This is a genomic window from Lachnospira multipara LB2003 (assembly GCF_000702205.1).
Taxonomy (GTDB): Bacteria; Bacillota; Clostridia; order Lachnospirales; family Lachnospiraceae; genus Lachnospira; species Lachnospira multipara_A.
The window spans coordinates 173,674-187,654 of sequence record NZ_KL370871.1 but is presented as its reverse complement, the minus strand read 5'-3'; the positions used below and the strand labels follow the sequence as shown (position 1 = coordinate 187,654).

The following is a 13,981-nucleotide window of genomic DNA, read 5'->3' as shown; positions in this document are numbered from 1 at the left end:
TCGGTGTGAATTCTATTATTTAGTTATCAAGTACTGATGATAGCTATGAAAAATACAGGAAAGAAGGTATAAAGATGCAGTGTAAATCTTGCAACACAGAATTACCTAAGAACGCTAAGATTTGTCCAAAGTGCGGAGAAAAAGTAGGTAAGCCAGCAGGAAACTTAAAAGTGATTTCAATCATTGGTTTCGTAATTATGCTTATTGCTTCAATGCTTCCATTTGTACAGTCTAACGAGGCAGTTCTTGATGGTTATGTACCAAAGGGTTTTGCGTTCAGCTTTATGAATATTACTGTTCCAGTTATGTGGTATTTATTTATTTTATTTATCGTAGCTGGTATTCTTTGTGTAGTAGCAAAGAAGGAAATATTCTCAATTATTTGTTCAGTTGGAGCTACAATCGTTTGGGCTATTTCTTTCTTTGGATTCACATATGACATCGTAGTCGGCAAGATTACTGGTGGTGGACTTAAGAAAGAGTATACAACATTAATGAATGTACTTAACAATGGCTACGGTGATAATACATACCATATCGGTTGTGGTACATACATCATGATCATTGGTTTAATTGTAGCTATCGTTGGTGTATTCTTTGATGTTTTAAAGTATTTCAAGAAGGATCTTGGCGTAGATGCTAAGTATCTTTCAAACTCATTAAACCAGAGCCTTGGTTTAAAGCTTTACTATTATAGAGGTTTCTACCTCATGTATTTACCAGTATTAATCATGATTCTTATTTTTAACTACTGGCCAATGCTTGGATGTCGTTATGCATTCACACGTTACGTAATTGGTAACCCATATTACGTAGGTTTATATCATTTCCAGATTATGTTAACAAATGATACATTCTTCTGGAGATCATTTAGAAACACACTTATTCTTTCAATTATTAAGTTAATACTTAATACAGGTGCAGCTGTTATTATTTCATTACTTCTTAATGAAATTGTTAACATGCCATTTAAGAAGACAGTACAGACAATCGTATACTTACCTCACTTCATGTCATGGGTAGTTATCTTCTCTGTATTTAGAATGCTTCTTTCAGTAAATAGTTCAGGTGTTATTAATGGTTTCTTAATTGGTGCAGGACTTATTAAGGATCCTATTAACTTCCTTGCTGATGTTCATTATTGGAGAGGAACATTCTACGTAATGAACCTTTGGAAGGATACAGGTTGGGGAACAGTCCTCTTCCTTGCAACTTTATCTGGTATTAGCCCTGATTTATATGAGGCAGCTCAGATCGATGGTGCTAATAGATTTAAGAGATTGATTTACATCACTCTTCCAGCACTTGCTAATACAATTATTACTGTATTCATTCTTAACCTTGCTAAGGTTATGAACCTTTTCGAATCAGTATTCGTAACTAAGAGTCCGGCTGTAGACTCAGTTGCATCAGTTTTACAGACATACGTTTATGATAAGACTTTCGCTGGTGGTAACTCAGATTATGGTTATACAACATCAGTTGGTTTATTTAAATCTTTCGTAGGTATGATTCTCGTACTTGGCTGTAACTATGCATCTAAGAAGGTCCGCGGTCGTGGAATTGTATAAGGAGGCAAAATAATGAGTGATGATAAGATTGTAGTTAGAAAGAAAAAGAAGAAATTCAAGATCTTCCCACTTGTTAATGGACTTATCTTTATTATAATTTCATTAATAGTTATTATTCCAATTTGGAAGGTACTTTGTGATTCATTAGATGCTCGTTCAGCTTATGGACTTAACTTACATCCAGTTGAATTTACACTTGGTGGTTACCAGGCTATCATTAACAGAACAAGTTTATATATGCCATTCGTAATTTCTGTTGTTACAACAATTGTTGGTACATTTGTTGGTTTATTACTTGTTACACTTGGTGGTTATGTACTTATTCAGTGGGAAATGCCAGGAAGAAACTTCTTTGCATATATGTTGTTATTCACAATGATTTTTGATGGTGGTATGATTCCTAAGTACTTAGTAATTAAGCAGTTAGGCTTAATGAACACACTTTGGGCAGTTATCTTACCTATGTCAATCAATGTTTATAACTTAGTTCTTATGAGAAACTTCTTTGAAGGTATTCCAGAATCCTTATTTGAAGCTGCTCAGATCGATGGATGCTCACCAATGGGTATCTTCTTTAAGATTGTGCTTCCTTTATCAAAGGCAGCTCTTGCTTCAATCGGTTTGATGTTCTCAGTTTCATTCTGGAATGATTATACAAACTTCAAGTTATATATTTCTAAGAACAACCTATATAACTTCCAGATTAGACTTCGTTCAATGGTAGCAGATAGTGATATCCCTAATGATTCATCAGTTTCACCTGAGACAATCTCAAGTGCAGCTACAATCGTTGCGGTATTACCTTTCGTAGTTATTTATCCATTCTGTCAGAAGTACTTTGTTCAGGGTGTTAACGTAGGTGCCGTTAAGGAATAATTTTTTATAAGAAAAATTTTAGGGTCGCTACTAAAGGTAGCGGCCTTTTTTTACCTATATAGTCCTAACTTAAGCAACATAGCTGTATTTTACGGGTAAAATGAATCTTTTTTAGTAGTTGTTATTTAGTTTTTTATGATACAATGTTAAAAGATTTTATCACATAAGGGGTGGCCAATGGTTAATTTAAGTTTAGAAGATGCAATATATCTAGAAAATCTAAGTGCAGTTAAGCAAATCTTAGAAAATGAACCAAATTTAATAGATAGTGTTAATAAAGATGGTATAATGATGCCTTTTTTGGCTGCAAAAACAGGTAATTTAGACCTTGTTAAATACGTGGTTGAATATTCTAGAGCTAGTATGAATATTTATGACAGTAATCATAGGGGCATGCTTCATTATGCTGCTATGTCAGGAAATGTGCCTACTTGTAAGTACTTAGTTGAACGTGTTGGTTTATCTATTGTGGAAGGGGATAATAATTTAATTACTCCCTATGAAATTGCATATGATAATAAATACATAGAACTATTAGAGTATTTTGAAGAAGTGGTGGGCTGTAAGTTTACTGATATGTATAAAAACCCTATTAGAACAGGATTTTTCCCTGATCCATCAATTGTTAGGGTGGATAATGACTATTATATGGTTAATTCATCATTTATTTATTATCCATGTATTCCAATTTCTCATTCAACAGATTTAGTTCATTGGAAGGTTATAGGTTATGCCATAACTAATCCTGAGTGGGCTAAAGTAGACGAACTAGAGGGTGGTAGAGGATACTGGGCCCCTGATATTTCTTACTATAAGGGTAAGTTTTATATTACAGCTACTTATAGATTAAATGATGATGGAACAGTTTATAGAAAACAGATTGTTGTTAGTTCTACTAAGCCGGAAGGCCCATATAGTAAGCCTGCTATTATTGATGAAGATGGAATTGATCCATCTATTTTTAATGATGATGACGGAAAAAGATATATGCTACTTAATAGGGGCGCTAGAATTTTTGAACTTAACGAAGATGCTACAAAGCAGATTTCTAAGGCAAGTCTTCTTTATTATGGAGACAACAAAAGAGCACCAGAAGGACCACACCTTTTAAAAAAGGATGGATATTATTACCTATTTGAGGCTGAGGGCGGAACAGGTCCTGGACATAGAATAACTGTTTCAAGAAGTAAGGAATTATTTGGATTATATACGCCATGTCCATATAATCCAATTATGAGACAGACTAATGAATCAGCTATTATACAGCGTTGTGGCCATGGTAAGCCAGTACAGACACAGAATGGTGATTGGTACATGGTTTATTTATGTGGCAGAAAAATAGGAGATGGATATAGTTTACTTGGTAGAGAAACAGCTCTTGACCCTATTAGTTGGACTGCTGATGGTTGGCCAATTGTAAATAATTTAGATGGTCCATCAACACTTCAAAAAAAGCCAAATTTACCAGAAACAATCTGGGAAGAAGAATATAATGATGACTTTAATGAGTCTTACCTTAGTACAGAATGGTTATTTCCTAGGGTTCCTGAGATGGATGGTATAGAACTTACTAATTCATTTTGTAGAATTAAGGGTAGTTTATATGACTTAAATTCCATGAAGGCTAAAAATATTTTACTTAGAAGACAGACAGCCTTTAGATTTAGTGCTAGTACCTGTCTTAGACTTCATGACTTGCTTGCCGGTCAGAATATGGGTATGACTTGTTATTATGATGAGAATACGTATCTTAAATTCGGTATCTATAAGACTGAGGAAAAGAAAGCCAGAATGGTTTTAAAAGTCGAGGAAAGAATTGGAGATGACTATATTTCATACCCTGATGTAAATCTTGATATGACTAAGCAATTTTTATATTTAAAAATTGATACGGCATACTTAAAGAGGACTTTTTATTATAGCTATGATGGAGAGGAATACGAAAAATATCTTCACTTAGATAATGTCTATTATTTGTGCGATGAAGGCATTAAAAAGGGTAAGAGATTTACAGGCGCTATGCTTGGTTTGTATGCCTATGCAGGTGAAGAAAAAGATGAATTTGGTCAGGATAATAGATATTACGGAGAATTTGATTATTTTAACTATAAACCAGAATAGATGGATTTAAGGAGGAAGTAATGGCAAATTGTTATAATCAGGCAGATATTTATGAAGCTGCTTACACAATTAGCAAAAAGGTTGATTTTAAGAGCCTTGATTTAGAAAAAAAAGCTAAATTAGCTAACGCATATGCTTTTGCAGCTAAGGATTTAGAAGGAGAATTTATTAAGATTTTAAAGGATTGCCTTTGTGATATAAAGTCTGAAAAAGCTATAGTAGATGAGAATATTGCAGTAAATGAGAAATTTTTATCTGGCAATGCTTTTTATATGCTTAGTAAATTATGTGATGATAAAGCAAGTGAAGAGATTGCTTGTAATATTGCAAAGTCTTTAAAGAAAGCAGAAAGATCAAAGGAAGGATATTTCTTAACTACAAGTAATAATAAGTGCCTTTGCATAGCTTTTAATGTACTTTCATTCTATATGAATTATGAGACAAAAAATGGTGGAAAAGAGCAATATAACGATATTATTGCTCAGGTTAATGCAATATATAACGACCTTTTTGAAGACACAATCCTTGAATTAAAAAATGGTAAGGAAGCTTCACTTAAGCCTTTAGTTTATCTAGCTGCTGGTCTTGTGGATATGCTTGAAGTTATGGACCAGGCTTTATATGAGATTTGGGCTAGAATTAGAGCGATTTTTAAAGAGACAATTAAGGCTATTTTATCTTCTGCTAAATATACACTTGGAAGCAATAAAGAGCTTGATTTAATGCTTGTTTATGCGATTTTTAAGGGATGTAGAATGAATCTTTTACATACAGAAAAATATGAATGTGAAGCAACTACTCTTTTTGATCAGATCTTAGAGGATAAGGAATCTATTAGTGATGCTTACACAGTAGCTGCATTTATTTTAGCAGCATCTGAAAGCGTTAAGAATAGAGAATATCAGGATTATGGTCGAGAAAAAGGAGGCGTATTATGGAGTTAAAGTTAGTTACTAATACAGCTAGATCTGCCGTTGTGGAAGTTTGTGATGGCGGAAAATATTATACAAATAAAGAGTTTAAGATTTATGTTAATGGTGCATTTTATCAGACATCAAATCAGGTTATAACAACAATTTATGACTTAAAGCCGGATACTTACTATGAAGTTAAGGTTGAGTACGAAGGACAGTCTTTTAACGATATTTCATTTACTACAAACTACGAATTTGTCACATTAAATGTTAGAGAGTTTGGAGCTTATGGCGATGGTGTGCATGATGACACTAATGCTATTCAGTGTGCTATTATGGCTTGTCCTAAGGACTCAAGAGTATTAGTACCAGAGGGTGTTTATAAGATTTCTAGTATTTTCTTAAAGGATAATTTAACTTTAGAACTTGCTAAGGGAGCCGTTCTTTCAGCTTTCACAGATAGAGAGAAATTCCCTATTTTACCTGGTATGATTGAAAGTTATGACGAAGAGAAGATGTATAACCTTGGCTCATGGGAAGGTAACCCACTTGATACATTCTCAGCTATTGTCTGTGGTATTAACGTATCAAATGTTGTTATTACTGGTGAAGGTACTATTGAAGGTAATACAAGCTTTGAAAACTGGTGGAATAACTGTAAGATTCGTAACATTGCATGGAGACCAAGACTTTTCTTCATTAACCACTGTAGTAATGTAATGATGCATGGTATAACAGTTCAGAATTCACCATCTTGGACAATTCATCCATATTTTAGTAAGCATTTAAAGTTTATTGATGTTAAGATTAAAAACCCAGCAAATTCACATAATACAGATGGTCTTGACCCTGAAAGCTGTGAAGATGTATTAGTTCTTGGTACATATATTTCTGTAGGTGATGACTGTATTGCTATTAAATCAGGAAAAATTTATATGGCTGAAAGCCTTAAGACACCAACAAGCAATATGATTGTAAGACAGTGTTGCATGAGAGATGGACATGGTGCTGTTACAGTAGGTTCAGAAATTGCTGCAGGTGTAAAGGATGTCCATATTAAGGATTGCTTATTTATGAATACTGATAGAGGTCTTCGAGTAAAGACTAGACGTGGTAGAGGTAAGCTATCAGTTCTTGATGATATTTCCTTTGAGAACATCGATATGGATAATGTTATGACACCATTTGTTGTAAATAGCTTCTATTTCTGTGATCCAGATGGAAAGACAGAATATGTTGGAACTAAGAAGCCACTTCCTGTTGATGATAGAACACCATCTATTAAGAAGTTAAAGTTTAAGGATATTAAAGCTACTAATTGCCATGTTGCAGGTGCTTATATCTGTGGTTTACCAGAGATGAAGATTGAAGAACTTAGATTTGAAAATATTGATTTTAACTATGCTAAAGATGCTAAATCAGGCGTTGCTGCTATGATGCTTGGTTGTGATGAAGCTAGTAAGCAAGGCTTAGTTGTAAGTAATATTAAGGATCTTATTCTTAAAAATGTAAACATAGTTGGCAATGAAGGTGAGGCAATTATTGCCACAAATGTAGATAATATAGTACGTGATTAATTTATCAATAAATAAAGGACCTTGGTGATTTATCATCAAGGCTTTTAAACTAAGATTTTATTTTATTTGGGGGAATTATGATGAATTTAAAACCACCTAAAGGTATTGATGTTGAAAATTGGTTTATAGAGACATATAGAAGACATAAGGGCCATCCTTTAGTAATTCTCTTTAGATTATACAAGGGCAATTATAATAAATTTATATTGGCTGTTATATTTTTCTTTATAAAACATGCTCCAGTATGGGTTTTGCCAATTGTTACTGCAAACATCATTAACTATGTAACAATAGGTGCATCTAATTTACATGAGAAGATCCTTTTTCAGGCTTTTATAATGATTGGGCTTATAATTCTTAATGTTCCAATGAATTATTTGTACACAAGGTATAAGTCTTTGGCTACAAGATATTGTGAAACAGGCTTAAGAAAGGCATTGGTTAGAAAGCTTCAGCAACTCTCCATTTCTTATCATAAAGAAACCATGGCTGGTCGATTACAGTCCAAGATAATGCGTGATGTGGAAGCTGTTGAAACTTTGTCTACTCAGATGTTTTTAAGCATCCTAAATATAGCCTTAAATATTACAATTGCTTTGGTTGTTACAGTTCAAAAAAGTATGTTAGTCTTTAGTTTCTTTTTGATAACAACTCCTATTGCAGCGGCTACAATGGTATTTTTTAGAAATATTATGAAAAAGCGTAACAACGAGTTTAGAAAAGAGATGGAAGAAACATCTGCTAGGGTTATGGAAATGGTTGAACTTATTCCAGTTACTAGAGCTCATGCCCTTGAGGAAGAGGAAGTGGAAAAAATAAGTGGTCAGCTATTTAGCGTAGCAGAAAAAGGCTACAAACTTGACATTATACAATCATTATTTGGTTCAGTTGGATGGGCAATTTTTCAGATATTCCAGGTGGTTTGTCTTGCATTTACAGGATTTCTTGCAATTAAGGGAACTGTTCTTCCAGGTGATATAACTCTTTATCAAAGTTACTTTGCCACAATTGTTAATCAGGTTTCATCTTTAATGGCCCTTGTACCAACAATTGCTAAGGGTATTGAATCTGTAAATTCCATTGGAGAGGTTTTGCTTGAGGAAGATATAGAGAACAACGAAGGTAAGGAAGAACTTGAAAAATTAGATGGAGAGTTTGACTTTAAGGATGTTAAATTTGGCTATAACAATTCAGATAGTCACGTATTAAAGGGACTTAATCTCCATGTTAAAAAGGGTGAGACTATAGCCTTAGTAGGTGAATCAGGTGCTGGTAAGTCAACTATTCTAAACCTTGTTATAGGCTTTAATTTTGCCACAGAAGGACTTGTAAGTGTTGATGGACATAATCTTAAGGACATAGATTTAAGAAGCTATAGGAAGCATATAGCTGTTGTACCGCAGACATCTATTATATTCTCTGGCACAATAAGAGATAATATTGTATATGGTATGGAAGATGTGGATGATGAAACTCTTAATAAGGTTATTGATGCAGCTAATTTGCGTGAACTTATAAATAGGTTGCCAGATGGTATTAATACTATGGTTGGTGAACATGGTGGTAAATTATCAGGTGGTCAAAGACAGAGAATTTCCATCGCAAGAGCCTTAATTAGAGATCCTAAGGTTATAGTTTTTGATGAGGCAACATCTGCCCTTGATAGTATTTCTGAAAAATTAATACAGTCTGCTATTAATAATATGACTAAGAATAGAACTACATTTATTGTAGCCCACAGATTATCCACTATTAGAGAGGCTGATAAAATTGCGGTTATTGCAGGTGGTAAATGTATAGAATATGGCAGCTTTGACGAGCTTATGGCCCTTAAGGGAGAGTTCTATAAGATGAAGTCAATTCAAAGCTAAGATAATACAAAATTAAGATAATAAAAGACTTTAAGATAAAGATAAATAAAACTAAAATAAAAAAGCTTACAAGCATCACTTGGGGGAGTGATATTTGTAAGCTTTTGTTATATGTAAAATTTACAAGAAATTCAATTAAGCCCAGATTCTTAATGTAGAGATAAGCTTTTCCTTCTTCTCTGTATCAAGCTTCTGAACTAACTGCATGATTTCGTTATCAAGTGCAGTCTTCTGATATTCCTTATCTACAGAACCTGCTAAATAATCAAGAGAAACTCCTGTAAGTTCAGCATAGTATGAAAGCATTCTTAATGTCATAAGATTACGTCCATTTTCTACGTTACTGATATATCCAGGTGTAACATCTAAAGCGTTAGCAACATCTTCCTGTGTTAAACCGTGGGAAATTCTTAATTTTTTTACCTTTGCACCTAAATCGTTTTCCATGATTGTGACCTCCAAATTAATAATAAATAAAACGTGATGCAATGTTTCTGATAATTACAAAACATTAGCATAAATGCAGTACCTTAAAAATATACTACATAATTGTGCAGTTTAAAAGTGTAAGTTTTTAAACTAATAAAAAATATACTTTAGAATTAATAGGGGAATCTAAAGTAATTGGCAAATGGGGATATGCCAAAGAATATATTATCATACCAGATAGGATAAACCTACCTGGTATAATTATTAAAATTTGATAAATCCTAATTTAGTATTAGGGTTAAACAAAAGACGGTAATTAATAAAAAGGAATTAATTACTTCTTGTTAGCTCTATATCTTGCTGTAGAGTCAAGAATCTTCTTACGTATTCTTAAATGACTTGGTGTTACCTCAAGTAATTCATCTGTGTCAATATAATCAAGTGCCTGCTCTAAGCTAAGAATCTTAGGTGGTACAAGTCTAAGTGCTTCATCAGCGCTTGAAGAACGTGTATTTGTAAGATGCTTTGTCTTACAAACGTTAACTTCAATATCTTCTGTACGAGGGTTCTCACCGATAATCATACCAGCATAAACCTTCTCACCAGGGCCAACGAATAAAGTACCACGGTCCTGAGCGTTAAATAAACCATATGTAACTGTTTCACCATCTTCATAAGCGATAAGTGATCCAGTCTTTCTGTAAGAGATATCTCCCTTATATTCTTCATAACCTTCAAATGAAGAGTTAATAATACCATTACCCTTAGTATCAGTCATGAATTCGCCTCTATATCCAATAAGACCTCTTGCAGGGATATTGAACTGTAATCTTGTATAACCACCATTAATAGGTGTCATACCAAGAAGTTCACCCTTTCTCTGGCTTAACTTCTGGATAACAGAACCAGAGAATTCATCTGGAACGTCAATATAGCATAATTCCATTGGTTCAAGCTTTTTGCCACGTTCATCAGTCTTATATAAAACTTCAGCTTTACTTACAGCAAATTCATAGCCTTCACGACGCATATTCTCAATAAGAACTGAAAGATGTAATTCACCTCTACCAGATACCTTAAATGAGTTCTCAGAACCTGGGTTTTCCTCAACTCTTAAAGAAACGTCAGTGTTAAGTTCTCTAAATAATCTATCTCTTAAATGTCTAGATGTAACAAATTTACCTTCCTTACCAGCAAGTGGTGAGTCATTTACCATGAAATCCATAGAAAGTGTAGGCTCAGAAATCTTCTGGAATGGAATAGCTACAGGGTTCTCAACTGAACATAATGTATCACCGATATGAATATCTGCAATACCTGAAACAGCAACGATATCACCCATTGTAGCTTCATTAACTTCAACCTTATTAAGACCCTGGAAAGTATAAAGCTTTGTAACTCTAACTCTCTTATGAACAGAAGGGTCATGGTGGTTAACAATCATAACTTCCTGGTTAACCTTAATTGAACCATTGTCAATCTTACCAACACCGATTCTACCAACGAATTCGTTGTAATCGATTGTTGAAATAAGCATCTGTGTATCAGCTTCTGGATCTCCTTCTGGAGCTGGAATGTTATCAACGATACACTGGAATAATGGTTCCATATCCTTCTTCTCATCATTTAAATCAGCCATAGCATAGCCTGACTTAGCAGATGCGAAGATAAATGGGCAATCAAGCTGATCTTCATTAGCATCAAGATCGATGAATAATTCTAAGATTTCATCGATAACTTCTGTAGGTCTAGCTTCTGGTCTATCAATCTTGTTAATACATACAATAATTGATAAATCAAGGTCAAGAGCCTTTTGTAATACGAATTTAGTCTGAGGCATAACACCTTCGAATGCATCAACGACTAAAACTACACCATCAACCATCTTTAATACACGTTCAACTTCACCACCGAAGTCAGCATGGCCTGGAGTATCTATAATGTTAATTTTAGTGTCCTTATATGTAATAGCTGTATTTTTAGAAAGAATTGTGATTCCTCTTTCACGTTCAATATCGTTAGAATCCATTACACGTTCAGCAACTTCCTGATTTGCACGGAAAGTACCACTTTGCTTAAGAAGTTCATCTACAAGAGTAGTTTTACCATGATCTACATGGGCGATAATAGCGATATTACGAATATCTTCACGTTTTGTCCTCATGTTTAAGTCCTTTCTTTATATGATAATAGCTAAAACTAATTAGCTTATTAGGCTTTTCGCCTGTCGTAATTGCAACTTTTTTATTCTATCATAATATTTTCAAATTACAATAGTCTAAAAATAGAAAATATTGTATCTTAATTGATACAAAAAAAGTATTTTTGGCGAAAAAATCCTGTATACACTGAAAAAAAATCGTGTTATATTTTATAAGTGCATGTTAGTTTACAAAAAGTTTACATAGTTAGAACCGGGCTATGTAAACATAATATGGTCACATATTTTTTATAAACTGACATGTGTTAGTTCTATATGATATGTGTCTAAGTATAGAACTAGATGTTTAGGGATAAAGGAAGGAGAAAACATTTAATGTTAGAGAGATTAACAGAAAACAACAAAGTACGAATCGCAGGAAAAATAGTCTCAGATTTTCAGTTTAGTCATGAAAGTTTTGGTGAGGGTTTCTATATATGTAATATAGCTGTCCCAAGATTAAGCGATATGGAAGATATTATTCCTATTATTGTTTCTGACAGACTTTTTGACGTACATGCTGATTCTAAGGGTAGAGATGTTGTTATTATAGGTCAGTTTAGATCATATAATAGACATGATGAATCAAATAGAAAGCTTCTACTCTCTGTTTTCGTAAAAGACATTAAATTCGCAGAAGATGCAGAAACTAATGAAGAATTAAATGAAGTATTCGATTTATACGCAGCAGAGAAAAGAGAAGCTACTACAGAGGATAGTGCTGAAGGAGAAGTAATTAAGAAAAAAGCCCCATCAAATCAGATTTTCTTGGATGGTTTTATTTGCAAGGCACCTGTTTATAGAAAAACACCTCTTGGTAGAGAAATTGCAGATTTATTAGTAGCAGTTAACAGACAATATGGCAAGTCTGATTATATTCCATGTATTACATGGGGTAGAAATGCTAAATTTGCATCTGACATTAAGGTAGGAACTAACATACAGATCGTAGGAAGAGTTCAATCAAGAGAATATACTAAGAAGATTGATGAGAATAAAACAGAAATACGAGTAGCATATGAGGTTTCAGTTAACCAGATTAAAAGAATAGCAGAAAATGCTATTTAAAGATTTATTATTTATTGACATTGATATTTTCAAGTGATATATTGACACGTGAAAGCATTCAATGTTTATATGCTAATTAAATATAGTAATAGAAATTTTTTCTATTAAGGTAGAGGTCGCGACTTTTAAGAGTAATTACTAGGAGAGCCCGGAGCTTTATGATGAGTAATGAAAGGGAAAGTTGCCGAAGTGTAAATATCCGGAATATTTATGCTGGGCGTATAGCTAAGAACTATGCGACTGTCATCGTCAGATGGAGGGCTACTTAAGAATCAATTAATATTTAGGAAATTCTTTGAGTGCCAGTCTATTTGACTGGCATTTGTTTTGCCCAACCTTTACTTGCATAGGTTAGCAACATGCTTTATGTAGTAAATGTGTATAGTGGTAGCTACGTAATTATTATATGCGTAAAAGAACCCTATAATATTAAGTAGCCAAGAAGGCAGAAAGAGGAAGATTATGTCAGTATTTACTGGAGCAGGTGTAGCAATTATTACACCTATGAAAGACAATGGAGAAGTAAATTATGATAAGCTTGGAGAATTACTTGACTTCCAGATCAATAATTCAACTGATGCTATTATAATCTGTGGAACAACAGGAGAAGCTTCTACTTTAACAGACGAGGAACATATTGAGGCAATTAGATATACTGCCGATTATGTCAAGAAAAGAGTTCCTGTAATTGCGGGAACTGGTTCTAATTGTACTAGATCAGCCGTTAACTTATCAAAGGAAGCATTTAAGGCTGGCGTTGATGGTTGTTTAGTAGTGACACCATATTATAACAAGTCTACTCAAAAAGGTCTTTACGAGCATTATTCAACAATTGCTAAATCAGTTGATTTACCAATTATTATGTATAATGTTCCAAGTAGAACAGGATGTAACATTTTACCTGAAACAGCAGTAAAACTTGCAAGGGACGTGGATAATATTGTAGGTATTAAGGCTGCAACAGGAAATTTAACTCAAGAAAGCAAGCTTATGGCATTAAGCGAGGGCTGCCTTGATATGTATTCAGGAGAAGATGGACTTATTGTCCCACTTATGTCAATTGGTGCTAAGGGTGTTATTTCAGTATTATCTAACGTTGCACCAAAGCAGACACATGACATTTGTGCAGAATTTATGGCAGGAAATGTTAAGAAGGCAATGGAATTACAGTTTAAGGCATTAGAATTAGTAGATGCTTTATTCTGTGAAGTAAATCCAATCCCAGTTAAACATGCACTTAATTTAATGGGCTTTGAAGTAGGACCGTTACGTGCACCACTTTGTGAAATGGAAACAGCTAATTTTGAAAGACTTAAAAAAGCTATGATTGACTATGGCATTTTAAAATAATTAA

General features: G+C 33.7%; 10 protein-coding genes and 1 riboswitch. Of the genes, 8 read left to right on the top strand and 2 right to left on the bottom strand.

The annotated features are described in order from the left end of the window. The first annotated feature begins 74 nt into the window (after positions 1–74). From T537_RS0110335 to T537_RS0110310, 6 genes are all read left to right on the top strand, one after another. The gene (locus T537_RS0110335) at positions 75–1,571 is read left to right on the top strand and encodes an ABC transporter permease subunit (RefSeq protein WP_027438272.1); all 1,497 of its coding nucleotides are present in this window, start codon (positions 75–77) and stop codon (positions 1,569–1,571) included. A 12-nt stretch (positions 1,572–1,583) separates the two neighbouring features. Beyond that, the gene (locus T537_RS0110330) at positions 1,584–2,447 is read left to right on the top strand and encodes a carbohydrate ABC transporter permease (protein WP_031557746.1); all 864 of its coding nucleotides are present in this window, start codon (positions 1,584–1,586) and stop codon (positions 2,445–2,447) included. Between the two features lie 177 nt (positions 2,448–2,624). Beyond that, positions 2,625–4,568: a family 43 glycosylhydrolase gene (locus T537_RS12170; RefSeq protein WP_031557744.1), complete on the top strand. Its 1,944-nt coding sequence runs from the start codon at positions 2,625–2,627 to the stop codon at positions 4,566–4,568. Positions 4,569–4,588: 20 nt separating this feature from the next. Further along, positions 4,589–5,512, top strand: coding sequence for a hypothetical protein (locus tag T537_RS0110320; RefSeq protein ID WP_031557742.1), 924 nt, complete (start codon positions 4,589–4,591; stop codon positions 5,510–5,512). Then, positions 5,503–7,059 carry a glycoside hydrolase family 28 protein gene (locus T537_RS0110315; RefSeq protein ID WP_031557741.1) on the top strand — a complete coding sequence of 519 codons (1,557 nt, stop codon included), beginning with the start codon at positions 5,503–5,505 and terminating at the stop codon, positions 7,057–7,059. Before T537_RS0110320 ends, T537_RS0110315 begins: the two co-directional genes overlap by 10 nt. Positions 7,060–7,136: 77 nt before the next feature. Then, positions 7,137–8,930, top strand: coding sequence for an ABC transporter ATP-binding protein (locus T537_RS0110310; RefSeq protein WP_034244680.1), 1,794 nt, complete (start codon positions 7,137–7,139; stop codon positions 8,928–8,930). A 135-nt stretch (positions 8,931–9,065) separates the two neighbouring features. On the opposite strand, the gene T537_RS0110305 is transcribed toward T537_RS0110310, so the two are convergent. Next, positions 9,066–9,377: a helix-turn-helix domain-containing protein gene (locus T537_RS0110305; RefSeq protein WP_027438266.1), complete on the bottom strand. Its 312-nt coding sequence runs from the start codon at positions 9,375–9,377 to the stop codon at positions 9,066–9,068. Positions 9,378–9,693: 316 nt separating this feature from the next. After that, positions 9,694–11,523 (bottom strand): translational GTPase TypA, encoded by a 1,830-nt coding sequence (gene typA, locus T537_RS0110300; RefSeq protein WP_027438265.1) that lies wholly within the window; start codon positions 11,521–11,523, stop codon positions 9,694–9,696. A gap of 372 nt (positions 11,524–11,895) precedes the next feature. On the opposite strand from typA, the gene T537_RS0110295 reads away from it, so the two are divergent. Then, positions 11,896–12,627 (top strand): single-stranded DNA-binding protein, encoded by a 732-nt coding sequence (locus T537_RS0110295; RefSeq protein WP_027438264.1) that lies wholly within the window; start codon positions 11,896–11,898, stop codon positions 12,625–12,627. 102 nt (positions 12,628–12,729) lie between these two features. After that, positions 12,730–12,899, top strand: a riboswitch (Lysine riboswitch). A 190-nt stretch (positions 12,900–13,089) separates the two neighbouring features. Beyond that, the gene (dapA, locus tag T537_RS0110290; RefSeq protein ID WP_027438263.1) at positions 13,090–13,977 is read left to right on the top strand and encodes a 4-hydroxy-tetrahydrodipicolinate synthase; all 888 of its coding nucleotides are present in this window, start codon (positions 13,090–13,092) and stop codon (positions 13,975–13,977) included. The last annotated feature ends 4 nt before the right edge of the window (positions 13,978–13,981 follow it).

Bases quoted from the DNA above. Each gene is read 5' to 3' on its own strand.
- T537_RS0110335 (WP_027438272.1), top strand. From the start codon at position 75: ATGCAGTGTAAATCTTGCAACACAGAATTACCTAAGAACGCTAAGATT.
- T537_RS0110330 (WP_031557746.1), top strand. From the start codon at position 1,584: ATGAGTGATGATAAGATTGTAGTTAGAAAGAAAAAGAAGAAATTCAAG.
- T537_RS12170 (WP_031557744.1), top strand. From the start codon at position 2,625: ATGGTTAATTTAAGTTTAGAAGATGCAATATATCTAGAAAATCTAAGT.
- T537_RS0110320 (WP_031557742.1), top strand. From the start codon at position 4,589: ATGGCAAATTGTTATAATCAGGCAGATATTTATGAAGCTGCTTACACA.
- T537_RS0110315 (WP_031557741.1), top strand. From the start codon at position 5,503: ATGGAGTTAAAGTTAGTTACTAATACAGCTAGATCTGCCGTTGTGGAA.
- T537_RS0110310 (WP_034244680.1), top strand. From the start codon at position 7,137: ATGATGAATTTAAAACCACCTAAAGGTATTGATGTTGAAAATTGGTTT.
- T537_RS0110305 (WP_027438266.1), bottom strand. From the start codon at position 9,377: ATGGAAAACGATTTAGGTGCAAAGGTAAAAAAATTAAGAATTTCCCAC.
- typA (WP_027438265.1), bottom strand. From the start codon at position 11,523: ATGAGGACAAAACGTGAAGATATTCGTAATATCGCTATTATCGCCCAT.
- T537_RS0110295 (WP_027438264.1), top strand. From the start codon at position 11,896: ATGTTAGAGAGATTAACAGAAAACAACAAAGTACGAATCGCAGGAAAA.
- dapA (WP_027438263.1), top strand. From the start codon at position 13,090: ATGTCAGTATTTACTGGAGCAGGTGTAGCAATTATTACACCTATGAAA.